The 23,025-nt window shown below is 67.5% G+C and carries 16 protein-coding genes and 1 pseudogene; 5 read left to right on the top strand and 12 right to left on the bottom strand.

From position 1 onward, the window contains the following. The first annotated feature begins 16 nt into the window (after positions 1-16). Entirely contained in the window at positions 17-337 is a 321-nt protein-coding gene (locus N5C18_RS11925) for a hypothetical protein (protein WP_279944684.1), read from the top strand. 9 nt (positions 338-346) lie between these two features. Here the strand turns inward: N5C18_RS11925 and N5C18_RS11920 are convergent. Both N5C18_RS11920 and N5C18_RS11915 read right to left on the bottom strand, forming a co-directional pair. Beyond that, positions 347-1,296 (bottom strand): annotated as a pseudogene (locus tag N5C18_RS11920) (DMT family transporter). A 158-nt stretch (positions 1,297-1,454) separates the two neighbouring features. Continuing rightward, positions 1,455-2,153, bottom strand: coding sequence for an AraC family transcriptional regulator (locus tag N5C18_RS11915; protein ID WP_049457207.1), 699 nt, complete (start codon positions 2,151-2,153; stop codon positions 1,455-1,457). Positions 2,154-2,234: 81 nt separating this feature from the next. On the opposite strand from N5C18_RS11915, the gene N5C18_RS11910 reads away from it, so the two are divergent. Continuing rightward, complete coding sequence (locus tag N5C18_RS11910; protein WP_053510090.1) at positions 2,235-3,017, top strand: DUF6491 family protein; 783 nt, start codon at positions 2,235-2,237, stop codon at positions 3,015-3,017. On the opposite strand, the gene N5C18_RS11905 is transcribed toward N5C18_RS11910, so the two are convergent. The 3 genes from N5C18_RS11905 to N5C18_RS11895 form a co-directional block, all read right to left on the bottom strand. Beyond that, positions 3,014-4,066, bottom strand: coding sequence for a linear amide C-N hydrolase (locus N5C18_RS11905; protein ID WP_053449587.1), 1,053 nt, complete (start codon positions 4,064-4,066; stop codon positions 3,014-3,016). The two genes, N5C18_RS11910 and N5C18_RS11905, sit on opposite strands and share 4 nt — an antisense overlap. A gap of 67 nt (positions 4,067-4,133) precedes the next feature. Beyond that, positions 4,134-4,547 (bottom strand): DUF6691 family protein, encoded by a 414-nt coding sequence (locus N5C18_RS11900; protein ID WP_164241099.1) that lies wholly within the window; start codon positions 4,545-4,547, stop codon positions 4,134-4,136. After that, positions 4,544-4,981 carry a hypothetical protein gene (locus N5C18_RS11895; RefSeq protein WP_006436205.1) on the bottom strand — a complete coding sequence of 146 codons (438 nt, stop codon included), beginning with the start codon at positions 4,979-4,981 and terminating at the stop codon, positions 4,544-4,546. Before N5C18_RS11895 ends, N5C18_RS11900 begins: the two co-directional genes overlap by 4 nt. 85 nt (positions 4,982-5,066) lie before the next feature. On the opposite strand from N5C18_RS11895, the gene N5C18_RS11890 reads away from it, so the two are divergent. Then, positions 5,067-5,387, top strand: a complete 321-nt coding sequence (locus N5C18_RS11890) for a metalloregulator ArsR/SmtB family transcription factor (RefSeq protein ID WP_053449584.1) — start codon at positions 5,067-5,069, stop codon at positions 5,385-5,387. 3 nt (positions 5,388-5,390) lie between these two features. Here N5C18_RS11890 and N5C18_RS11885 read toward each other — a convergent pair whose 3' ends face one another. The 5 genes from N5C18_RS11885 to N5C18_RS11865 all read right to left on the bottom strand — a co-directional run bounded on the left by N5C18_RS11885 (position 5,391) and on the right by N5C18_RS11865 (position 11,542). Then, the gene (locus N5C18_RS11885; protein ID WP_053510081.1) at positions 5,391-5,819 is read right to left on the bottom strand and encodes a BLUF domain-containing protein; all 429 of its coding nucleotides are present in this window, start codon (positions 5,817-5,819) and stop codon (positions 5,391-5,393) included. An 83-nt stretch (positions 5,820-5,902) separates the two neighbouring features. Continuing rightward, on the bottom strand, positions 5,903-7,036 hold the full coding sequence (locus N5C18_RS11880) for a hybrid sensor histidine kinase/response regulator (protein WP_053510080.1): 1,134 nt from the start codon (positions 7,034-7,036) through the stop codon (positions 5,903-5,905). Continuing rightward, positions 7,033-7,608 (bottom strand): chemotaxis protein CheB, encoded by a 576-nt coding sequence (locus tag N5C18_RS11875; protein WP_164241098.1) that lies wholly within the window; start codon positions 7,606-7,608, stop codon positions 7,033-7,035. Before N5C18_RS11875 ends, N5C18_RS11880 begins: the two co-directional genes overlap by 4 nt. Next, positions 7,608-8,432, bottom strand: a complete 825-nt coding sequence (locus tag N5C18_RS11870) for a CheR family methyltransferase (protein WP_006436197.1) — start codon at positions 8,430-8,432, stop codon at positions 7,608-7,610. The genes N5C18_RS11875 and N5C18_RS11870 overlap by 1 nt, the downstream gene beginning before the upstream one ends. After that, complete coding sequence (locus N5C18_RS11865) at positions 8,429-11,542, bottom strand: response regulator (RefSeq protein ID WP_279944683.1); 3,114 nt, start codon at positions 11,540-11,542, stop codon at positions 8,429-8,431. The genes N5C18_RS11870 and N5C18_RS11865 overlap by 4 nt, the downstream gene beginning before the upstream one ends. Positions 11,543-11,693: 151 nt before the next feature. Here N5C18_RS11865 and N5C18_RS11860 point away from each other — a divergent pair, with 151 nt between their 5' ends. After that, entirely contained in the window at positions 11,694-12,857 is a 1,164-nt protein-coding gene (locus tag N5C18_RS11860) for a PAS domain-containing sensor histidine kinase (protein WP_271260393.1), read from the top strand. Beyond that, positions 12,847-13,206 carry a response regulator gene (locus N5C18_RS11855; protein WP_053449578.1) on the top strand — a complete coding sequence of 120 codons (360 nt, stop codon included), beginning with the start codon at positions 12,847-12,849 and terminating at the stop codon, positions 13,204-13,206. Before N5C18_RS11860 ends, N5C18_RS11855 begins: the two co-directional genes overlap by 11 nt. Positions 13,207-13,272: 66 nt before the next feature. Here N5C18_RS11855 and N5C18_RS11850 read toward each other — a convergent pair whose 3' ends face one another. Further along, entirely contained in the window at positions 13,273-16,962 is a 3,690-nt protein-coding gene (locus N5C18_RS11850; protein WP_279944682.1) for a hypothetical protein, read from the bottom strand. After that, entirely contained in the window at positions 16,959-23,018 is a 6,060-nt protein-coding gene (locus N5C18_RS11845) for a CshA/CshB family fibrillar adhesin-related protein (RefSeq protein WP_279944680.1), read from the bottom strand. Before N5C18_RS11845 ends, N5C18_RS11850 begins: the two co-directional genes overlap by 4 nt. Between the last annotated feature and the right edge of the window lie 7 nt (positions 23,019-23,025).

The following is a 23,025-nucleotide window of genomic DNA, read 5'->3' as shown; positions in this document are numbered from 1 at the left end:
TAGGAGGCCCCGTCGCATGCAGGTGTCGAGTTTCCCCGCCACCTGTATGGTGCGGGGCCGTGGTTTTCGGGAGTTACACGAAGACGACGGGCCGCACCAGGGCAGTGGTGACGGTGGTGATGGTAATGGTGGTGGTGGCGACCGGCGCAGTCGAACGGCCCGCGGTGGCGGGTGCGATCAGGCTGGCGTGGGCGGCATCAAGGACCATGGCGCACAGAAAACACCGCGCGCCCTGCCGCTGTCAAGTGCTGCGATGCAAAAATACGCTGCCGCGATCATCGGCCAACGTGCCGGTATTTGGTTGCATCTGAGACAAAGCAGCCATCAGCACGCTTGACGGTCGCATTCAGCCGGCATGTTCGGCGATCGCCCGCGGTGCACGATGGGCATGCGCGCACAGCATCACCCCGGCCACCAGGAACACGATCGCCAGCGCCTCCAGCAGTGAGGGCCAGCGCTGTTGCCAGGCAAAGGCATAGAGCAGCGCGAACAGCGTCTCGAACACGATCATCTGGCCGGTGAGGGTCAATGGCAGCAGGCGGCTGGCGCGGTTCCAGAACGCGTTGCCAAGGATCGAGGCAACCACCGCCACGCCGGCGCTGATCGCCCAGAAGCCGCCCCACTGTGCCGGCGTGTGGCTGCCGGTGTGGCCGATGAAGGCCATCGGCACCAGCAGCAGGGCCAGGCCACCGGTGGTGACGCCCGTCACAGCGACCAGTCGTGGCTGGACAGATCGGGCCGCCGCGCCAGCCAGCGGCTGTTGCCGATCGAGTACAGCGCCCACGAGAACAACGCACCGAACGCGCACAACAGGCCGATCAGGCGCTGCCGCCAGGGTGTCGCCAGGTGTTCGGACATCAGCGCTTCCCAACCGACCAGCGCTACACCGAGCACGCACAGGCCCAGTGCCGGCAACAGCTGCTTCAGCGGCACCGCGCCTTTCTCGCGCACGCCCACCAGGGTCACTACCACCGGGATCAGGCCGACGATGAGCGAGGCCGCCGCACCACCGGCCCACTGCACGGCGGTCGCCAGCAGCAGGAAGTAGACCAGGTTGCCGGCCAGGCTGAGCCACAGCAGACCCAACCACTCGGTGCGCCCCAACTGTGGCGCCAGCCGCTTCCAGCGTGGCAGCAGCAGGGCTACGGCGATCAGGCCATAGACCAGGTAGCGGCCGGCGGACAGTTGCAGGGCATTGAACGACTGCAGCACGGCCGGGGCGAGGAAGACCACGCCCCACAGCGCGCCAGCGGCAACGCCATTGGCGATGCCCCGGGCCATCGGGTTGTTGCGCATTGGAATTCTTCGGGGGAGAAGAGGCCGCGCAGTGTAGTCGGTGGGCGGCGGAGCCCTCTTGACCCAGGCTACTGCCCTGCTGCCCTTGTAGCGTCGGGCCATGCTCGACTGCTTATGCAGCGGCTAGCGCGCGAACGGCAGCCGGGCATGGCTCGACGCTACAGCCCTGCGCTCCTGCGCCACGCGGCCGGGGTCTGCCCACACTCGCGGCGCAGCGCACGGGTCAGTGCGCTCTGCTCGGAATAGCCTGCAGACAGCGCGATGTCACTGATCGGCGCGGTGCTGGTGCGCAGCTGGTGCTTGGCCCAGCGCAACCGGCTGGCGCTGAGCCAGGCTTGCGGGCTGAGCCCGAATTCACGCTGGAACAGCGCGTGCAGGCGGCTCTCGCTGACCCCAACGAACGCCGCCATGCGGGCCACCGGCCATGCCTGGCCCGGGTCGGCCTGCACCGCCGCGCACAGTCCCTGCATGCGAGCGCCGCTGCCGGCCGGTGCGAACGCCTGCAGCAACTGCGGAAGCAGGGCTGGCATCGGCCGGCCGGCCTGCACATCGGCCAGGCACCGGCGCAGCGCCAGCGGCAGGTGCAGCCAGCGCTGGCGGCACAGATGCTCCTGGGTGCCGTCATCCAGCACGCCCGGCGCACAGTCGACGATCACGAAGCCGTTCGGACCATCGGCCATCTGGTCATGGGCCTCGCCGGCAGCCACGAAAGCGCCCTGCAGCAGGTCCAGGCGGCCACCACGCCCTTCCATCTCGAACTGCAGTTCGCCCTGCAGCGGCAGCACCCACTGCGCGTAGTCATGGCGGTCCAGGCCGGTGGCTTGGCCATAGTGCCGCAGATGGAAGATCGCGCCCATCCGGGCAGTGTGCGCGTGTAACACGGGCCGTGCAAACCGTTGCTATAGTCGAGGTGTCAACCCACGCAAGGAGTGCAGGTCATGACCCATCAGCACGCGTATTTGCTGCTCGCCGCCAGCCTCGGCCTGGCTCTCGCCGCTACCGCTTCCGCCCAGGAGCGCACGCCGCCGGCCCCACACTGCATGGACGCGGTCGGCGTGCAGGAGATCGAGCAGGCCTCACCGCGCTCGATCGCGCTGCGCTCCGCCTCCGGCCAGGCCTATCGGATCGACTTCAACGAAGACTGCCCCGGCGTTCGCGGTGCCACCACGCTGAAACTGGAGGCACCTGCCGGCTGGGCCTGCGGTCGTCCCAGCGAGCGGGTGGTGGTGGACGGCCACAGCTGCGCCGTCAGTGCGGTTACGCCAGTGCAGAACCGCGATTACGCCAGCGTTGCGCGCGACAGCGATCGCCTGCGCACCGCCACGCTGCCAGCCCTGACCATCCGCGAGCGAAAGGAAGTCCGCCGCGGTTTCGGCGGCTCGCCCTCGTACTGCTTCGCCACCCGCAATGTACGTGGCTGGTCGTCCGACACGCAGGGCATGCTGGTGGAAACCAATCCACGGCGCAGCGGCGGCCATCGCTTCTACCGGGTCGAACTGGGCAGCCACTGCCTCCAGCTCGACCGGTCGCCCGAATTGAGCTTCCAGTCGGGCATGCAGAATGGTCTGATCTGCGGCAACCCGGGCGATCGGGTGGTCACCGCTGATTTCGCCAGCTACGACGAGCGCAGCGACGAACTGGCGCCACTGCCCCGCTTCAGCCGCCGCGGTGCCTGCACCATCCAGGCGGTGTACCCGGCCTCCAGCCAGGCGTCGAACTAACCGTCGACGCCGAGGAAGGTGAACGGCGCGCTGGGCACGAAGTGGCCCAGCGCATCGCCGGCGAAGGTGTTGCGCTGGTCCTTGCCAAGGTCGAGCTTGAGCACCGGGCCACCGAAATCGACCTTGTTCAGATCGACCCAGAACGTGTTCGGGGTCAACGCCGACTCGAAGAAGTACAGCCGCCGCTTGTGGTCGGCCACGGTACGCCAGCGCGTGGAGGAGATGTTCGGCTCGCCCGGCGTGGTGATGCCGTACGGCACCGAGGCGTTGCGGATCACACTGAACACACTGGCCAGTGCCTCCACCGGATCTTCCGCCTTGGGAATGGCGTTGATGTAGAACGAGGCGCGGGCGAAGCGATCGGAAGAACGGTTGGTGCCCGGCAGCATCACCGTGCCACCGATCTGCTGCCAGTAGGTGTTGAGCGCCAGCTGCTGGTCGAAGATCGGCGAGTTGGTCATCACCTGGTAGCGCCGGTCATGATGGATGACCTGGCGCCCACCGATGTACTCGACGATGGCACTGTCACCCGTAGCATCGGACAGCGACAGATGCAGCGTCGCCTGCCGGTCCTCGCCGGGCACCTTGTCGGTGACGATCGAGTACGGCTCACGCTTCAGGGCGGCCACTGCCTCGTCCACCGTGGCAAAATTGTCGAGCACATACTGCGCCCACAGCGAGATCGCCAGGCCCGGCTTGTTGCCGCGCTGTTGCGGGTACTCCGACTCGACCAGCCACAGCAGGTTGGCGACCAGGCCCTTTTCGTTCATGCCGTCGGTGGTCGACACGTCGTAGCCGGTGGCCACCACGCTGCCGTAGCGGGCGGTCCAGGCCAGCGACTTCGGGCCAGCCTGCCCGGTGCGTGCGATGCCACGCGGCAGTACGTAGAGATTGGTGGCGACATCCACCTTCCAGTCCATCGAACGCGCGGTGATCACATCACCGTTGTCGCCCAGGTACACCGCGCGCGTGCAGGCCAGCGCCGGTGCGATCGCGGACGCCAGCGCCATTGCCAGCATCGCCCTTCCCTTCCACTTCATCCGTGCCATGTCACTGCGCTCCGTTCCCCGTGGTCCATGGATCTGACCCGATCGATCGTGACACAGGGGTGAAGCCTCAACGCACGAGGCGATCGTGCAGCCAGAAGCCCAGCACCATCGCCGGCACGAACCACAGCGCTTCACGCGATGCCACGGCCAACCCGGCGATGGCCGGCCCGGGGCAATAGCCGGCCCATCCCCAGCCGATGCCGAACAGTGCCGCGCCCAGCAGCAGGCGAGCATCCACATCATGTGCCGTCGGCAGCTGGAAGCGAAGGGCAAACCAGGGCTGCGCGCGACGCAGCACCCAACGCTGGCCGATGGCACTGACCAGCAGCGCCGAGCCCAGCACCCACATCAACGTGGGATCGAACGCGCCACTGATGTCGAGGAAGCCGAGCACGCGCCGTGCATCGGTCATTCCGGAAAGCGCCAGCCCGGCGCCGAACAATGCGCCCGCCACAGCGGCAGCCCTGATGGCGCGGCTCACAGCAGGGCTCCGCCGTGGCGAACCACGAACGTGGTCAGCATCGCGCAGGCCATGAACACCAGCACCGCCAGCAGCGACCGTTTCGAACCACGGGCCATGCCACAAACGCCGTGGCCACTGGTGCAGCCGCTGCCCAGGCGGGTACCGAAGCCGACCAGCAGGCCCGCGCCGATCAGCTGCCAGGCGGGCAAGGCATCGCGCAGCAGTACACGTGGAGCGCTGCCGGGCACCGACTGCCACCACAGCACCAGCCCTGCCGCTGCCAGCAGCCCCATGAGGAAGGCCCAGCGCCAGCCACGCTCGCCTCTACCTGCGCGCAGGCTGCCCGCAGCGATCCCGCTGATGCCCGCAACGCGCCCGGTGGCAGCCAGCAACCACACGGCAGCCATACCGATCAACGCACCACCCGCCAGCGCGCTCCATGGCAGGTTCATGCCCCGCCTTCCTTGATGCCATGCATCGGTTGCCCTCAAATTTAGATTTCCCTAAATTAGACGCCTCTAAACAAAAAGGTCAACCATGACCCACCCGCCGCTCGACACTGCCACGATGGCCGAGCACGCCACGCAGGCGGCTGCGCTGCTCAAGAGCCTGGCCCACCCTGCCCGGCTGCAGGTGCTGTGCCGGCTGGTCGAGGGTGAGGCGCCGGTGCCGGAACTGCAGGCGCTGACCGGCCTCAGCGCTTCGGCGCTGTCCCAGCACCTGGCGGTGCTGCGCGGAATGCAGATCGTGGCGACCCGGCGCGAGGCGCAGGCAATCCACTACCGCATGCAGGAAGGCCCGGCGCTGGGGGTGCTGCAGGCGCTGTACACCGCCTATTGCGGAGGCGGCGTGCGCTGAATCTCAACCGGCGTGCAGTGCCGGCTGCACCACCGCATCCAGCAGGTCGACCGGGGTCGGTGCCGAACGATCTCCTTCCAGGGTCCGGCTGAAACCGGACCAGTCGCTGCTCGAAAGCTGGCGCAGCAAGCTTGCCTCCACCGGCAAGGCACGCATCGACCAGTACGGAAACTGGCGCTGGCCCAGGCGGCCGCGCGCCAGCTCGATGATGTCGATGTGGCTGCCCGCCTGCAGGATGCGCTCATACACCGAATCGATTCCGTCTGGCGGACCTTCGATGTACTGCAGGAAGCGATCACCGTCATGCAGCAGCACGCCGGTCACGCCCGCCATCTTGTTGAAGCGCGCGGCATCCTCGACCAGCGCCTGCAGCCGCTCAACGGAGAGCTCCGGCAGCGCCCGGCTGACGTAGGCGATGGCACGAAGTGGCATGGTGCTTCCTTGGCAGGGTGTGAACGCACGGTAGCAGTTGCGGACGAGTCCGTCTCATTGCGGGCGCGCGTTGCCTGAAGAATTCAGCTTGCGACGACGCCGGTACCGTCCCACCGGCGCGGGAGCCTCGCTTCGAACACCACCTGCCCCGCCTCGTTGCGCGCACCGATATGGCCGCCATGGGCCCGGACGAACTGATCGACGATGTACAGGCCCAGGCCCAGGCCCTTGCTCTGGTGGAAGCTGGCCTTGAACGGCTCGAACAGGCGCGGCAACAGCGCGTCATCGATGTGGCCGGTGTTGCTGACCCGCATCACCACCGTGCGCGCATCGCGTCCATCCAGCTGCACGAGGGCCTCGCTGCCATGGGTCAACGCGTTGCCCACCAGGTTGGCGGCGATCTGCCCCAGCCGATCCATGTCACCCTGCAGGCGGGTATCGCCGATGGCGTCGAAACGGATGCGCTCATGACCGTGCGCGCTGCCCGCTTCTGCAATCACCGCATGGGTGACTTCGGCCAGGTCGCAGGCGCTGGCCTGCAGCCGCAGGCCGCCACTGCGGATCCGCGAGAAATCCAGCAGCTGCTCGACCATCCGCGCCATGCGCAACGTGCTGGCCTCCAGGTACTGCAGCGTCTGCTGTGCACCGGCGTTGTCCTCGGGAAGCTCCAGTGCCAGCTTGTCGGCACACAGCAGGATGGCCGACAGCGGCGTACGCAGGTCGTGGGTCAGCACCGCGGCCATCGTCTCATTGAGCTTGAGCGCTCGCTCCAGCGCTTCATTGCGCGCCTTCAGCAACTGCCGCTGCTGGTACAGTTCGATGAAAACATTGACCTTGCTCAGGATCACCTGCGGCGCCACCGGCTTGTGCAGGAAGTCCACCGCACCGGTTTCGTAGCCCTTGAACGCACGCACCGGATCGTCCGGCGAGGCGGTCAGGAAGATGATCGGCACCGTGCGGCTGCGGTGCGAGCCGCGCATCAGCTCGGCCAGGGTAAAGCCATCGATCTCCGGCATGTGCACGTCCAGCAGGGCCAGCGCGACCTCATGCTCGAGCAGCAGCTCCAGGGCCTGCGCACCCGAGCCCGCCAGCAGCAGGTTCACACCCTCGCGCTGCAGCAGGGCCTGCATGGCTACCAGGTTCTGCGGCACGTCATCGACGATCAGCAGGTTGACCGGGGTCTGCGACTGCGCAGGGTCCGGTGGCAGCAGGTTCATGCAAACAACTCCTTCAGGCGACGACACATCAATTCAAGGGGCAGCACGGCGTCGGCGCCGGCGTGCTGCAGGGCGGAGGCCGGCATCATCGATGCTTCGGCCTCCTCGGGGCATTGCAGCCAGGCACGGCCGCCCGCAGCGCGCACCGCGGCAACACCTTCGCTGCCGTCGCTGCTGGCACCGGTCAGCAACAGTGCCAGTACCTGCGCACCGAACACGGCAGCCGCTGATTCAAACAGGGGATCGATGGCCGGACGCGAGAACAGCACCGGCGCATCGACCGACAGCGCCACCGTACCGGGGTCTTCCACCAGCAGGTGGTAGTCCGGCGGTGCGAAGGTCACGGTACCCGGCTGCAGCGGCTGCTTGTCCTCCGCTTCACGCACCGGCAGCGCGCAGTACGGCGCCAGCACCTCGGCAATACGGCTGGAGCGATCGCGCGGCAGGTGCAGCACGGCCAGCACCGGCGCGGGCAGCCTGGGCGGCAGTGCGCCAAGCACGGCCTGCAACGCGGCAACGCCTCCCGCCGACGCTCCCACCACCACTACCGCAGGGCGAGCCTGCACCATCATCAGGCCACCTTCCGGTACAGGCGGTGTTCGCGCGAGCAGACGTCGAAAGCATCGTGGTGATGCCCGAACTGCAGCGACTCCTTGCTGCCCAGGCCGAGGAAACCACGGTGCACCAGCGCCTCGCGGAACAACCCGACCGCGCGGTCCTGCAGGTCGCGGTTGAAGTAGATCAGCACGTTCCGGCACGACACCAGGTGCACTTCGGAAAACACGGTGTCGGTGGCCAGGCTGTGGTCGGCGAACACCACGTTGCGGCGCAGCTGGCGGTCGAACACCGCGCCATCGTAGGCGGTGGCGTAATAGTCCGACAGCGATGCCGTGCCGCCCGCCGCCAGGTAATTGCGGCTGAACTGCGCCATGCGGTCGATGCCATACGCACCGGCTTCGGCGGTGGCCAGTGCCGCCGGATTGATGTCGGTGGCATAGACGATGCTGCGCTCGAGCAGGCCTTCCTCATGCAGCAGGATCGCCAGCGACCACACTTCCTCGCCGGTACTGCACCCGGCCACCCACAGCTTCACCGAGGGATAGGTGCGCAGCACCGGCACCACCTGTTCGCGCAGCTCGCGGAAATAGGCCGGGTCACGGAACATCTCCGAGACCTGCACGGTGAAGAACTGCATGGCCTGGGCGAACAGCTCCGGCTCGTGCAACAGGCGGTGCTGCAGATCGACCAGCCGATCACACTCGTAACGCTGCATGGCCTGGCGCATGCGACGGCGCAGCGACGACACCGCGTAGCTGCGGAAATCGTAGTGGTAGCGCTGGTACAGCGCCTCCAGCAGGATCTTCAGCTCCAAGTCGAACAGCGCCTGCTCGTTCATTGCCGCGAGCACCAGACACGGCACAGCGAGACCAGCTTGTCGACGTCGATGGGCTTGGCGATGTAATCGTTGGCACCGGCCTGCAGGCAGCGCTCGCGGTCGTCCGGCATCGCCTTGGCGGTCAGCGCGATGATCGGCAGGTCCTGCAGGTGGCGCTGCGCACGGATCTCGCGCATCGCCGCCAAGCCGTCCTTCTCCGGCATCATGATGTCCATCAGTACCAGATCAACCTCGCGCTCGGCCAGGCGATCCACCGCCTCCTGGCCGTTGCGCGCGATCTCCAGGATCACGCCCAGCGGCTCAAGCACGCTGGACAGGGCAAAGATGTTGCGCACATCGTCCTCGGCCAGCAGTACGGTGCGGCCATCAAGCACGGTATCGCGGCGCCGTGCTTCGCGCAGCAGGCGCTGCTGGTCGCTCGGCAGGCTGGCCTCGACGCTGTGCAGGAACAGGGTCACTTCGTCCAGCAGGCGTTCCGGCGAACGTGCACCCTTGATGATGATGCTCTTCGAATAGCGGCGCAGGCGCTGCTCTTCCTCGCGGTTGAGCGCGCGGCCGGTGTAGACGATCACCGGCGGGAAACCGACATCGTCGTTGCCGGCCATGTGCTCCAGCAGGTCGTAACCACTGCCGTCGGGCAGCGACAGATCCATCACCATGCAATCGAAGGTGACGGTGCTGAGCTGCTCCAGCGCGCCGGCCAGGGTGCCCACCGCGATGATCTGCAGCTGCTCGCGGCCGAGCAGCAGTTCCAGGTTGTGGCGCAGCTCGCTGTCGTCTTCGACGATCAGCAGGCGCCGCACATCGCGCTGGCTGGTCTGCTCCAGCTGCTCGATGGCCGCCACCAGCCGCTCGCGCGTGGTCGGCTTGATCGCAAAACCAATCGCACCCAGCTCACGCGCCACCTGGCCGCGGTCCATCGCCGAGACCACATGCACCGGAATATGGCGTGTGTCGGGATTGCGCTTCAAGCGTTCCAGAACACTCAGGCCGGACACATCAGGCAGCCCGATATCGAGCAGGATGCCGTTGGGGCGCAGCTCCGCGGCCAGCGACAGGGCTTCCTCGGCCGTGGTCGCGACCACGCAGTCGAAATCCAGCTCATGGGCCAGCACCACCAGCGCTTCGGCGAAGGTGGCGTCGTCCTCGACCGCCAGGATCAAGCGCCCGGCGCGTTGGCGACGACCGCGGTCATCGGCCACATTGGCGATGGCCGGCGATGCCGCCGGGGTGACCGCAGGCGCGGCAACCGTGCGTGCGGCGACCGCTGCCGCAGGCTGCGGCGAAGCCGGGATGGATACCGGCGCCGGCGCTTCACCCGATGCCGCGACCGGCGCGCCCTGCAGCGGCAGTTCCAGGATGAAGCAGCTGCCGCGGCCCGGCTCGCTGTCGACGTGGATGCTGCCGCCCATGCGCTCGGCAAGGTCGCGCGAGATCGACAGGCCCAGGCCGGTGCCGCCGTAACGGCGGCGGGTGCTGCCATCGGCCTGGCGGAATGCTTCGAAGATGACCTGCAGCTGCTCGCGGGCAATGCCGATGCCGGTATCGGCGACTTCGAAGCGGATGCGGCCGCTGCCAGCAGCACGAACGTGCAGGCTGACCTTGCCGTGCTCGGTGAACTTCAGCGCATTGGCCAGCAGGTTCTTCAGGATCTGCTGCAGGCGCTGGCTGTCGGCCACCAGCTGGCTCGGCGCCAGCGCATCGGCCTCGATCTGCAACGCCAGGCCCTTCTGTCGGGCCATCGGCTCGAAGGTCTCGCGCAGGCGCTGCACGACGCTGTCCACCACCACCACTTCGTCGGCCAGCTCGACATGGCCGGCCTCGATGCGTGACAGATCCAGGATGTCGTTGATCAGCGCCAGCAGGTCGTTGTTGGACGACAGGATGGCGCGCGCATACTTCACCTGCTCGTCGGTCAGGGTGCCGTCCTTGTTGTCGGCCAACAGCTTGGCCAGGATCAGCGAGCTGTTCAGCGGCGTACGCAGTTCGTGCGACATGTTGGCCAGGAACTCGGACTTGTAGCGCGAGGTGGCCGCCAGTTCGTTGCTGTTACGCACCAGCTGGCCCTGCGCCACCAGCAGCGCCTGCTTCTGCGCCTCCAGCTCGTGGGTGCGCTCTTCCAGCTGGACGTTGCTCTGTTCCAGCTCGGCCTGTTGTTCTTCCAGGTGGCTCTGCGACTGCAGCAGGCTGCGGCTCTGCTCTTCCAGTTCCTCGTTGGCCACCCGCAGTTCTTCCTGCTGCGCCTGCAGTTCCTCACCCTGGCGCTGCGATTCCTCCAGCAGCACCACCAGCTGTGCACGCAGCAGCGAGGCCCGCAAGGCCATGCCGATGGTCTCGCCGCAACGTTCCAGCAGCTCCCGATCCAGGTCGCGCTGCCCGCCTGCCTGGGCGCGGCCCAGTTCGATGACCCCGACTACGGCGCCGTCGCTGCTGATCGGCGCCAGGATGCGCTCGCTCACCGGCAACCGCCCCAGGCTCGTCTGCAGTTCAAGCACGGCGGCGTCACCGCCGTGCAGGTGCCGGATGCGTTCGTCACGGGCCACCTGCCCGGCCACGCCTTCCTGCAATGCCAGCGATGCCGGCATGCCCGACGGCAACGCCATGCCACCGGTCAGCTGCAGGCGCCCACCTTCGAGCCGGTACACCGCGCCAATGTCTGCCTGCAGCTGGCCGCCCAGCTGGGTAGCCGCCGCCTCGGCAATCTGCTCAGGCCCCAGGTCGCCACGCAGGCTCATTGCCACCGCGTTCTCTGCTTCCTGCAGCCACAGCGCGCGCATGGCCTGCCGCCGCGCTTCGATGGCACGGGAGACGATCAACGCGATCATCAGGAACGCGCAACCGCCGATGCTGCGATTGACGAACGAGAACGACGAATTGTTGCTGGCCGGCGCCACGTTGAAGCCGATCACCAGCAGCACGCAGGCGATCGCGGCAACGATGAACGGCGCGCGTGCGCTGCGCTGGAATACCGTCACGCCTACCGCGAGGAAATAGGCCAGCCACACCGCATAGCCCAGTGGCACCACCAGCTCCAGGGCGATGGTAGCCGCCAGCAGTACGGCGGAGGTCAGCCAGATCCAGCGGTCACGCGTGGTCGCACCAGGACGCATGCAGGTCGGTTCCAGAGAGCAAAGGGTGGGTGATGGTACTCCGTGTCGCATTCAGCCGCACAGGACCTTTGGCACGTGCCGTACCTGCACGCATCCTTCACACTTCAATGCCTAGCTTCACGTCCCTCACAGGGGTAACACTTATTTCCACGTGGACGCTGCAGCCTCTACGACGTCCGTACTGACGGACCCTTCCCGACAACTGCGACTGCTGATTGACAGCGTGCGCGATCATGCGCTGTACCTGCTTGATCCCGAAGGCATCGTCTGCAGCTGGAACCCGGGCGCCGAACGCATCAAGGGCTATTCAGCCAACGAAGTGGTGGGAACGCATTTCGGTCGTTTCTACCTGCCGGCCGAGCGCGATGCCGGTGAGCCGCAACGCCTGCTTCGCCTGGCGGCGCAGCACGGCCATGTCGCCAGCGAGGGCTGGCGGGTGCGCCACGACGGCTCTTCGTTCCGCGCCAGCGTGGTCATCGAACCGGTCATCGAGGGTGGCGAACTACTCGGGTTCGTCAAGATCACCCGCGACATCACCGAGCAATGGCAGGCACAGCGCCTGCTGCGCGATGCCCAGCGTGCACTGCGCAACACCCAGCAGTTCGAGACGGTCGGCCGGCTCAGCCGTGGCCTGTCGCACGAGTTCAACAACCTGCTGACCACCATCGGCAACGCGCTGGACCTGCTGTCACTGCGCGTGAGCGGTGACGACGTGCGTGCCGCCGAACTGCTCGATGCCGCCCAGGCCGCGACCGACCGCGGCGCCCTGCTGACCCGCCAGCTGCTGGCCTTCAGCACCGGCCAGACCCTGATCCGCGAGCCCTTGGACATGAACGCGCTGGTCCGGCAGTGGTTGCCGGATCTGCAGCGTGCCTGCCCGCCCACGGTTACCCTGGACGCACGCCTCACTCCGGGCCTGCCGCCGGTAAGCACCGATGCGCTGCAGCTGCAGACTGCGCTGGCCAACCTGGTGGCCAATGCGGTGGAGGCCACCGTCGATGGCGGCCGCATCCTGATCGGCACGGCACTGGAACACCGCCTCGACCCGGATGCGGACACCACGCTGCAACGCGGATATGTCACCCTCAGCGTCTGCGATGAAGGCCACGGCATGGCCGCCGACATCGCCGAGCGGGCGACCGAGCCGTTCTTCACCACCAAGGACATCGGCAAGGGCAGCGGCCTGGGCCTCAGCCAGGTGTTCGGATTCACTACCCAGAGCGGCGGCTTCGTCGACGTGTCCACCACCCCCGGTGTTGGCACCACGGTCAGCCTGCTGCTCCCCGCAACAGAGGAAGCACCCGATGACCGATGACCCGATCCGCGTACTGATGGTGGAGGACCAGACCGATCTTCGCGAGATGATCGGCCTGGCCCTGCGCGACTTCGGCATCGAGGTGGCCACCACCGCCGATGGCCACGAGGCCGCGGAGCTGCTCAAGGGCGAAGCGCGCTTCGATGTGGTGTTCAGCGACGTCAGCATGCCCAACGGCATGTCCGGTATCGAGCTGAGCGAGCACGTGGCGCGCGAACAGCCGCAGGCACGGATGATCCTCTCATCCGGCTACGCGCGCTCGCAGCTTCCGCCGCTGCCGGAGAAGGTCGAGTTCCTGCCCAAGCCCTACCGCCTGCGCCAGCTGGTGCAGCTGCTGAAGCAGGATTGAGAATCCGCCGGGCTTGGCCCGGCGTATCCGTTCCTGTAGCGCCGAGTCCATGCTCGGCAGCGGTGCTCAGTAACGCCCCACCAGGTTCAGGTACCACCCGCGATGGGTGTAGTCGAACCTGGTCAGGTCATCGCTGAAATCGGTGAAGTTGTAGCCCACGCCGACGCGGAAATTACGCCCGATATCGCGGTCGACACCGGCCAGCCAACCCTGCCGGCTGCCGCCGTCGCGCACGTCCAGCAGGCGGTACTCCAGCAGCCCATGCCACTGGTAGTACAGGTCGTAACGCAGCTGGCCGGAGGCGAAGTTGGTGGCCGAGTCGAACCACGGACCGGTACCGCGCCCATAGCGCACTTCGCCTTCGCGGCGGGCCGCCTTCGCCGCCACTTCCCAGCGCTGGTCGATGCGATACACGCCCTCAAGTGACAGCACCTGGGTGCGCTGGTCGTAGTCGACACCGTTGACCTGCCCCATCGTCGACAGGTCATACAGGTAGCTGTAACGGCCGAACAGCGCCCAGCGATCGTTGTCCCACGGGCGATAGGCGAAGCCGAGGTTGCCCTCGATGAAACGCGCGCCCGCCACCGGATTGATCGCATCATCGGTGTCGGCGTAGTTGAAGCGCGCCGCGATCCGCCAGCTGTCGTTGAGGCGATGACTCAAGCGGTTGGTGCTGACCCACTGCGTGCGTCGCTCCGCGCCGGTGTCGCGGCGCCATTCCAGCTTGCTCTGCCATTCGGTACCCGGCGAGGTCCGCCCGCCGGACAGGCTCACCGCCTTGCGGTCGACCTGCCCGGTGCTGGCGTCGAGCTTGCCGTTGCTCAGCGTGAAGCCGGCGTTCCAGCCTACGGCAGGATAGAAATCCATGCCGAAGGTGTGCGCTAGCCCGGATTCCTGCCCGGATTTGAGGAACTGGCTTTCGTTGAACACGTTGACCTGGTCGGACAACCGCCAGCGCTGGCCCAGCGTCCAGCCATCCTGCGCGTTGGGGCTGAACAACGGGTCGTACTCGCTGCGGTCGGTCGACTGGGTGAACGCACCATAGAAGCTGTGCTGCGGGGTCAACCGGTACTCGGCATTGACCTGCGCGGCCGTGCCGCGATCACCATCACTGACCTCGGCGCCGACGGTCGACAGGTTGGCGAAGGTCCAGGTGCCGCCGGCCACCACCGCATCGTTGTCGGCGTAGCGGCCATGGTCGTCGTCCACGGTCAGCTGGCCGCCACCGTACACATCCAGCGACGTGCCGATGCGGTGGGTGTAGCGTGCTGCAGCCAGCACGCCGGCCACGTTGCTACCACTGCCGCGGTCTTCCTGCACCCGGCGCAGCTCGGCCGACAGGCGATCGTTCTCGCCGATCCGCCATTCGGCAGTGGCCTGTGCCTGGATCAGCGACTGCGCACCACGACGTGCCTCGCTGTAGCGTGCGTACAGGCTGAAGTCGTCGGTCACATAACCGAGCAGCTCGGCGCCCTGTTCGCGCACCCGCTGGCCGGTATCGAAGCGCCCGACCGAATAGCCACCGTCCACCTGCCGCCACCAGGCACCCGCGCTCCAGTCGCGCTGGGTCCAGCCCAGCTCACGCAGGTTGACGCGTGCCTCGACGGCGGTCGCCTCGCCTTCGCGCGGCCCTTCCGGATTCAGGCGGCTGAAGCTGAGGCCGCCATTGTCGGAGAAGAACACCGGTGCACTGGTCGCCTCGCTGCGGCTGTGTTCGACCTTCAGATAGGTGCCACGGCCGGCCTGCAACGTCAGGTCCGCGCCCTTCAGCGAATAGTCCTGGCCGGCGCGCTGCTCGTCCACATAGGTGGCACCCACCGCGACATGATCGCCAAACCAGTGCTTGCCACGCACGCCCGCGGTGATGTCATCGCTGTCGAAGCCGGTCGGCACCCACTCGTAATCCACGATCAGGCGCTGTTCGTAACCATCCAGCGGCACATCACGGCTGATCCGGCGCAGGTTCTCGCGGCTGACCTGCGCCAATGGGCGGGTCAGCAGGATGCGGCCCTGCAGGGCGTCGATCTCGTAGTCGGCACCGCGCACCATCGGTACACGCTGCTCCACGCGCCCGGTGGTGCGGTCACGGATTTCCAGCACGACCTGGTCCGAACCACTGAGGATGCTGGCGTGACGCAGGTAGTACAGGCTGCCACCGGTACCGATGAACTCGCTGTGGCCGGGCGCGGTCTCGGCCTGCGAGCCGAACAGGCGCAGCTCGCTGCGCGCGTCGCCCCAGGCGTTGGCACCACGCGAGCGCCACGACAACGCCGCACCGTACAGCGAACGCACGTACTGCGCATATTCGGTGCCGGTCAGCCCGGTGTTGTAGTTGCCCCACAACGCCTGGTTCTTGTCCCAGTCCATGCGCAGGTAGAAGCGCCCCATGCTGTCGACATCGCGCTGGGTCAGCGAATCATCGCCGTAAGTCGGGTAATACAGGTCCGGATCCAGGCTGCGGAACAGATCGCGCGGATCGGCGGTGGTAAAGCCGGTGAACAGCTCGTCCAGCGGGCGATTCTGGGTATCGGCCTGCGCGGTCAGCAGGTAGCGGCCACGGGTCTTGGCCTTCAGGTAGAAGGCCAGGCGGCCATCGCTGAGCACATCATCGTTGCGCTCGCCTCGGGCCAGGTCCTGCCCTGCCCCGCTGGCCTTGTTCTGGTACACGGTGATGTCGGCCAGGCCGACACCGAACAGGTACTGGCCACTGACATCGACCTGCAGCGTGCGCGCGATGGCCGGTGCATCCGGCCGCTCGACACGCACATCGAAGGCGTGGTGGCCGATCGGCATCAGGTATTCGGCGGCGAACTTGCGATCCTGGTCCAGTGGGTAGCTGTCGCCGTTGATCTTCAGCGAGGCCCCCAGCGGTAGGTCGCGGCCACGCAGGCGCACCCGCGAGCCGTACACCGGAATGTTCTGCTGGCGCAGGCCGTTGCTGTCGAACACCTGCTGCAGCAGCGACAGTGATGCCGCCTGATTGGCATCGACAGCGGTGCCGCGGCGGTCTTCCAGCGCATCGCGCAGCTGCTGGTTGCCCCGCTCGAACTCCGCCGGAGTGACCAGCTGCATCGACTGCGCGGTGGTTTCATCGACATTGCCCTCGGCGTCGAAGGCACGCAGCACGTAGACCAGGCGGTCGCCGCGACGCAGCGGTGTCGATGCCGGCAGGGTGCCATCCCAGGTGCCCTGTGCAACGGCGGCCACCGGCAGTTCAAACGTCGCCAGCGGCGCGACCCGGTCGGAGTCGCTGCCGCGGTAGACACTGACTTCCAGGCGCTGGATGAAAGCGGTGTAGTTGCCGCGCACGTAGAACTCGACCGGACGCACGATGCGCCCCTCGTCGAAGGCCACCATGCCCGGCGCTGACACCGACAGTTCCGGCTGGCCCATCGCGGGGTCTTCGGTGGCCCAGATCGCGCCACCTTCCGGCAGGCGGATCATGAACTCGCCACGCACGGTGGCCTTGCCCGGCTCATCGATGGCCACGCTGACCCGGCGATCCGGCTGCAACGCCTGCGAGCTGGAACGCGTGGACGTTCCCTCGGTCACCGGATCGTCGTAGCTGCGCGAGCGCAGGCTGAACAACAGTTCTCCCTCGGCATTGCACTGGGTGCCGTCACACCGGATCGGCGCCGGATCGGCGGCGGGCGGGGCGGCCTGGGCGGTAGCGGCCAGGCCCAGCAGCAGCGCCTGGTACAGCGCGGCACGTGGCAGGCGGGCCGCACGACGGGCGGCAGAGTGATGCGCGCTCATCGGCGGGCCTCCTGTTGGCGGGCGGCCGCACGGGTAGCGGCGCTCTCCTCGTTGCGGACGCGCAGGCGCTGCTGCACGGCGGGGCTGAGCTGGCTGCGCAGCGCCTCGAACACGGCGCTGGCACGGCGCAGGCCCAGTGCCTGGTTGTAGGCATGGCTGCCGCGCACATCGGTGTGCCCGACCAGGCTGACCTGGCCACCGCCCATCTTCTCCAGGCGCGCGGCGATCGCCGCCAGCAACGGCTTGAACGCCTCACGCACGGTGGCCTTGTCAGTGTCGAACAGGACGTTGCCCAGCAACGCGCCATTCGCATCGACACCGGCCAGCAGCGAATGCGGGTCCTGCACATCGGTGCGCAGCTGCACGGTCAGGCCAGCACGCGCGCTTTCGGCCACTTCGGCCTGCAGTGCATCGCGCACCACCGCGGCACGGGCGAAGGCCAGCGCCTGGCTTTCGCCATTGGCCGCGATCACCACATCGCCGCCCTGGTAGCGGTTCACCACCTCGGCCATCTTCACCAGCACCGGGCGGTAGTCGGCACGCAGTTCACTGCTGCCCGGGGCAAACAGCACTTCGCCCAAGGCCAGCTCCATGCGCTCGGCCGGCGCCTGTGGCGACGGCGGCAGGCGCACGCCGAAGCTGAAGCGCGTCGGCACGCCCTGGGTCACCCGCCGCAGCAGCGGATTCTCGGTCGTCAGCTCCGCACCGGCCGGCACCGTGGCCGGGTCCAGCTTGATGATGAAGTTGCGGCCCAGGCGCGCATCACCGCCGTGGACGTCGGCCAGGTGATAGCGGCCGAACGGATCGGTCTCCACCAGCAGGCCCTCCACCGTGGCCAGGCGCACGCCCGGAATGCCCTGCTCCTGGATGCCCTCGTTGCCGATCACATAGGCCACTTCATAGCCCTCGGAAACGCGCGCGATCTCGCGGCGCACGGTCGGCTCGGCAGAGGTCAGGCCCTTGCCGGCCTCCCCACCGCGCTGCACGTCCGTGCCGCCCTGTGCGTCCATTCGCAGGCGGTGACCCTGCGCGCTTTCCAGCACGAAGTCATCGGTGAAAGCCAGTTCGCGCAAGCGCTGCCGCACCACCACCTGATGTGCCTCGGCGCTGTCGGACGTCGACGCGCGGCCGTGCACCGTGCCGATCTGCACGCCGTGCAGCAGCGGTGCGCTGGCATCGGCCAGCGGCTGCGGGCCATCGCCCCGATCCAGCGTGGTCGAGCCGGCCACATAGGACGAGGGCGCGAAGCCGCCCTGCACGCGCACACCGGTCAGCTCGGCACTGTCCTGCCAGCCGTCACCATCGCGGTCATCGAACACGGTACCGAACACCAGGCTGTCTTCCAGCAGCGGGTCGGCATCCATCGCCACTTCGGCGGTGGCGATGTTCGACAGCGGGCTGCCATCGTCGGCCGTCGCCACGGCCTGGTTCACGTGATTGCCACTGCGTACGCCAGCGCCGACGCGCAGCAGGTAGGTGATGGTGGCGCTGCGGCCGACTGCGATATCCACCGCACCGATGCGCAGCGGCGACTGGCTGCTGGCCAGCGAGAACGCACCGTCATCGTCGGCCACGCGCATCGAACCATCCACGTAGCTGAAGCCCGGCGGCGGCGTATCAACCACCACGCCATCGCGCCAGTGGCTGCTGCCCACGTTCTCGACCACCAGCTGGTAGCGCACAAGATCGCCCACCTTCACCCGGCGCGGACTTGCGGTCTTGGTAATGCGCAGCGCGAAATCGGACACCACCTTGTGGCGCGTCTCGCAGGTCGTGCACTCGGGCGGCGGCGAGCCATCCGGGTACTGCCCGCGCAGGCGGTTCAGTACTTCGGTACGCGCTTCCTGATTGACGATCGCCTGGTAGACCCATTCGTGGCGGCCAACCGCGGTTCCCGCCGGCAGCGTGCACACGATGTCCGTTCCCTGCTGCACGCATCCGGCCGGCAGGCTCTCGATGCTCAGTCCGGCATCGGGCGTGTCCACCAGCTGCAGCGGCTTGCGCAGGGACGCGCGCTCGACCGTGGCGACCAGGGTATAGCGCAGCCTGTCGCCAGGACGCACCTCGGTGCCACTGGCCGGGCCGGCCTGCTTCTCCAGCACGACGCGCGGTTCTGCAAGCGCGTGCTCGGTGCTGCAGTCGCCGCTGCAGGTGGGCGTGTCACCGCCGCTGCCCAGTACTGCATTGCGCACACTGCCACTGGCCTGTGCATTGACCAGCGCGCGATAGCCCAGCGTGTAGGTGCCCGGCGCGGTGCCGGCCGGCAGCGAGCAGACCAGCGGATTGCTGGCGTTGCAGGTGAACGGTCCCGGCTGGGTGACCGACTGCAGGTCCAGGCCCACGCCCAGCGTATCGGTCAGCACCAGCGTATCGGTGGTCTGCGAATTCGCGACGGTCACTTCAACGCTGTAGTCCACCGCATCGCCGACGCCAACCGGTGCGACAGTGGAGGACTGCTTGCGGTAGGTCACCACCGCTGCCAGCACCGGTGTGGTGGTGCTGCAGTTGCTGGTGCAGGTGGTGGTACCGGGACCACCACCCAGCACCGCGTTGCTCACGCTGCCCTTGGCCTGCGCGTTCACCTTCGCGGTGTAGTCCACCGTGTACGTACCCGGCGCAGTCCCGGCCGGCAGCGTGCACACCAGCGGGTTGGCGGCATTGCAGCTGAAGCCCTGGCTGCCGGCCACCGCACCGAAGTCCAGGCCGGGGCCCATCGTATCGGTCAGGGTGAACACCGCCGTGGTGCGCGAGTGGCTGACGACGGCGGTCAACGTGTAGGCGATGCTGTCACCGACCTTGACCGGACCCGCCGCTGCCGAAGTCTTGCGATAGTCGATCTGGCTGCCGGTGACCGGCGTGGTGGTATCGCAGTTGGCGGTACAGGACGGATTGTCGCCGCCGCTACCCAGCACGGCATTGGTGACCTGGCCGCTGGCCTGCGCATTCACCACCGCGGTGTAGGTAAGGCTGTAGCTGCCCGGCACGGTCCCCGCAGGCAGGGTGCAGACCAGCGGATTGGCCGCGTTGCAGCTGTAGGCGCCCGCACTGGTCACAGCGCCAAAGTCCAGGCCCGTACCCAGGGTGTCGGTCAGGGTCACCACATCGGTGGTGCGCGAGTTGGTCACCACCGTGGTCAGCGTATAGGTCAGGCGATCGCCCACCGAGACCGGGCCGGTGCCGCTCACCGACTTGGCATAGCTCACGCCGGGCGCCGCCACCGGGGTGGTGGTATCACAGTTGGCACTGCACGACGGATTGTCGGTGCCGCTGCCAAGCACGGCATTGCGGACACTGGCGCTGGCCTGCGCATTGACGGTGGCGCGGTAGGTCAGGCTGTAGGTGCCCGGCACGGTGCCGGCCGGCAACGTGCACACAAGTGGCTGGGTGCCATTGCAGGTGAAGATGCCTGCGCTGCTGACGCCGCTGAAGTCCAGGCCGCTGCCCAGGATGTCGGTCAGGGTGACCATGCCAGTGGTGCGCGCGCGCGTGACGGTTGCACTCAGCGTGTAGTCGATGACGTCACCGATCCGCACCGGACCGCCGGTAGACGCCTGCTTGGCATACACCACCAGCGCGCTGGCCATCGGCGTGGTGGTATCGCAGCTGCCCACGCAGGAGGGATTGTCGGTGCCGCTGGGCACCACCGCGTTGCGCACCTGGCCGCTGGCCTGTGCATTGACGATGCCGGTATAGGAGAACGCATAGCTGCCCGGAACGGTGCCCGCCGGCAGCGTGCAGACCAGGGGATTGCCCGGTGCGCAGCTGAAAGCGCCTGCGTTGGTGATGCCACCGAAATCCAAACCGGTACCCAGCGTGTCGGTCAGCGTGGTCACCGCGCGGGTGCGCGCGTCGGCCACCACGACCGTCACGGTAAAGGCCACCGCATCACCGATCGCGACCGGGCCGGCGGTACTGCTGGCCTTGGACACCGAGATCCTCGGCGCGGCCACGGGCGTAGTGGTGGTGCAGTTGCTGCTGCAGGTGGGGTTATCGGTGCCGGTACCGACCACGGTGTTGACCACCTGGCCGCTGGCCTGCGCATTGACGGTGGCCGTGTAGCTCAGACTGTAAGTTCCGGGCACGGTCCCGGCCGGCAGCGTGCACACCAGAGGATTGGCGGCGTTGCAGGTGAACGCACCGGCGTTGCTGACACTGGCGAAATCCAGGCCGGTGCCCAGGGTATCGGTCAGCGTCAACAGGTCGCGGGTGTTGCCATCGGCCACGGTGACATCGACGGTGTAGCTCACCGTCGTGCCCACCGCGACCGGGCCGGCCGTGTTGGAGCGCTTGGCATAGCCTACGCGGGTCACCGGCACGGTCACGTCGCTGCGCGTGCAGTGGTCGGCATCGGTGCAGCTGGCGCCCGGTGCGGGCGCATTCCCGCTGTTGAAGGGGTCGTAGCCACCGCCGACACTGGCGTGATTGGTCAACACGCCGGTCGCCGCTGCAGTGACGGTCACCGGCAGGGTGAACACCGAACTGGACCCTGCGCTGCCTGCCGCTGCAAGGACCTGGGTGCTGGTGCAGGTGACGTCCTGGCCGCTGGCGGTGCAGCTCCAGTTGCCACTGACATGCGTGCCGCTCCAGTTCGGCGCGATGCCGGCCGGCAGCTGGTCACGCACGGTGATCGTGCCCGCCGCCACATTCGGCGGATTGCCGGTCGGCACATCGCTGGTGTTGCTCACCGTCAGCGTGTACTCGGTACCGGCCTGGCCATAATTCCAGATGCCGCCGGTGGCATTGTTGCTCTTCACCACCTTCAGCGACGGCGCGGTGATGGTGATCCGGTGGTCCTCAACCTCGCCGTCGTCGGCCACGCCGGTCGGGTTCTGGATCTGGACCGCGTTGGTGGAGTAGCGCAGGCGCACGTAGCTGGTACCCGCCAGTACCTGGGCGGGCACGGTCCAGGTCAGGTTCGCCTGGCCACCACTACAGGCCGCAATACCGCTGCGCTCGTTGGCATCGAACACGCCATTGCGGTTGAAGTCGATCCAGCCGGCCACGCTGCCATTGCCCACGCAGGCGACCGGTTGGTTGATCTGGGTACCGGCCTGCATCACCGTCAGGCGGTAGCTGGTCGGCCAGGCATCCTCTTCGCGGCTTCCCACCTGCGGGAAGTTGTCATCGCCCAGCGCATCCAGGCTGTAGCTGCTGCGCTGCTCGGTATCCGGGCCGATGCTGCCGAGGAAGTCGGTCAACGGCGGCGCCAGGCCGCCCGGCGTGTAGCCTGCGGTGTTGATGTTGAAGTTGCTGGCGCCCTGCGGGATGCCGTCGGAACGGAACTGCAGATCGTCCACCACGTGCATGGCATCGCCATAGCTCTGCGGCGCGTCGCCGAAGTCGGCGTAAGGCACCAGCAGGCCGATCGCGATCGCGGTGGTGCCGCCGCCGCGCATCGAGAAGCCCATGTTCACTGCCAGGTTGCCCGGCGCGTGTGCGGCGTTGTCGAAACTGAGGAAGGTGACCGCTGCCGTGTTGTCGTCGTTGCCGGGGCCGAAACGGATGACCTGGTTGGCACCGCTGGTCGACTTGTTGACCAGGTACGGCGTGGCGTTGGCCAGGTTCTTGCGGACCTCGACCACGTTCCAGGTGCCCTGCGCGCTGGCTTCGACGAATTCGCCGCTGTTGTTGATCGACTCGGCGTCGGCCATCACCACGCCGCGCAGGCGGTACGGGGCGCCGCCCAGGGTCGACGTACAGGTGATGCTGAAGCTGGAGGTGCCGCTGGCACGTGCGATACCGGCGATCAGCTGGTTGGCGGTGCCGGTGCCGCCGATGTTGTACAGGTCGTCAAGGCTGTCGCCACCGAAGTTGCCGGGACGATAGCTGCGCAGCACGTTGGTCTCGGCCGTGTTCAAACGGCAATCGACGCGCAGGTTCACCCCGGCCGCGACCGGCATGTCGATGGACGACATCGCACCATCGTTGAGTGCGACGTTGTTCACGCCATTGGCACCGCCACCCCAGGTCAACCACAGCACGGTGTTGCGGTACGGGCTGCTGCCACCGGTGGCGTAGGCGGCGGCCCAGGCCAGCGACGGCATCGTCAGCGACAACAGGGCC

It is taken from the genome of Stenotrophomonas sp. GD03930, assembly GCF_029839665.1.
Classification (GTDB): domain Bacteria; phylum Pseudomonadota; class Gammaproteobacteria; order Xanthomonadales; family Xanthomonadaceae; genus Stenotrophomonas; species Stenotrophomonas forensis.
This window is presented reverse-complemented; position numbering and strand designations above follow the sequence as displayed.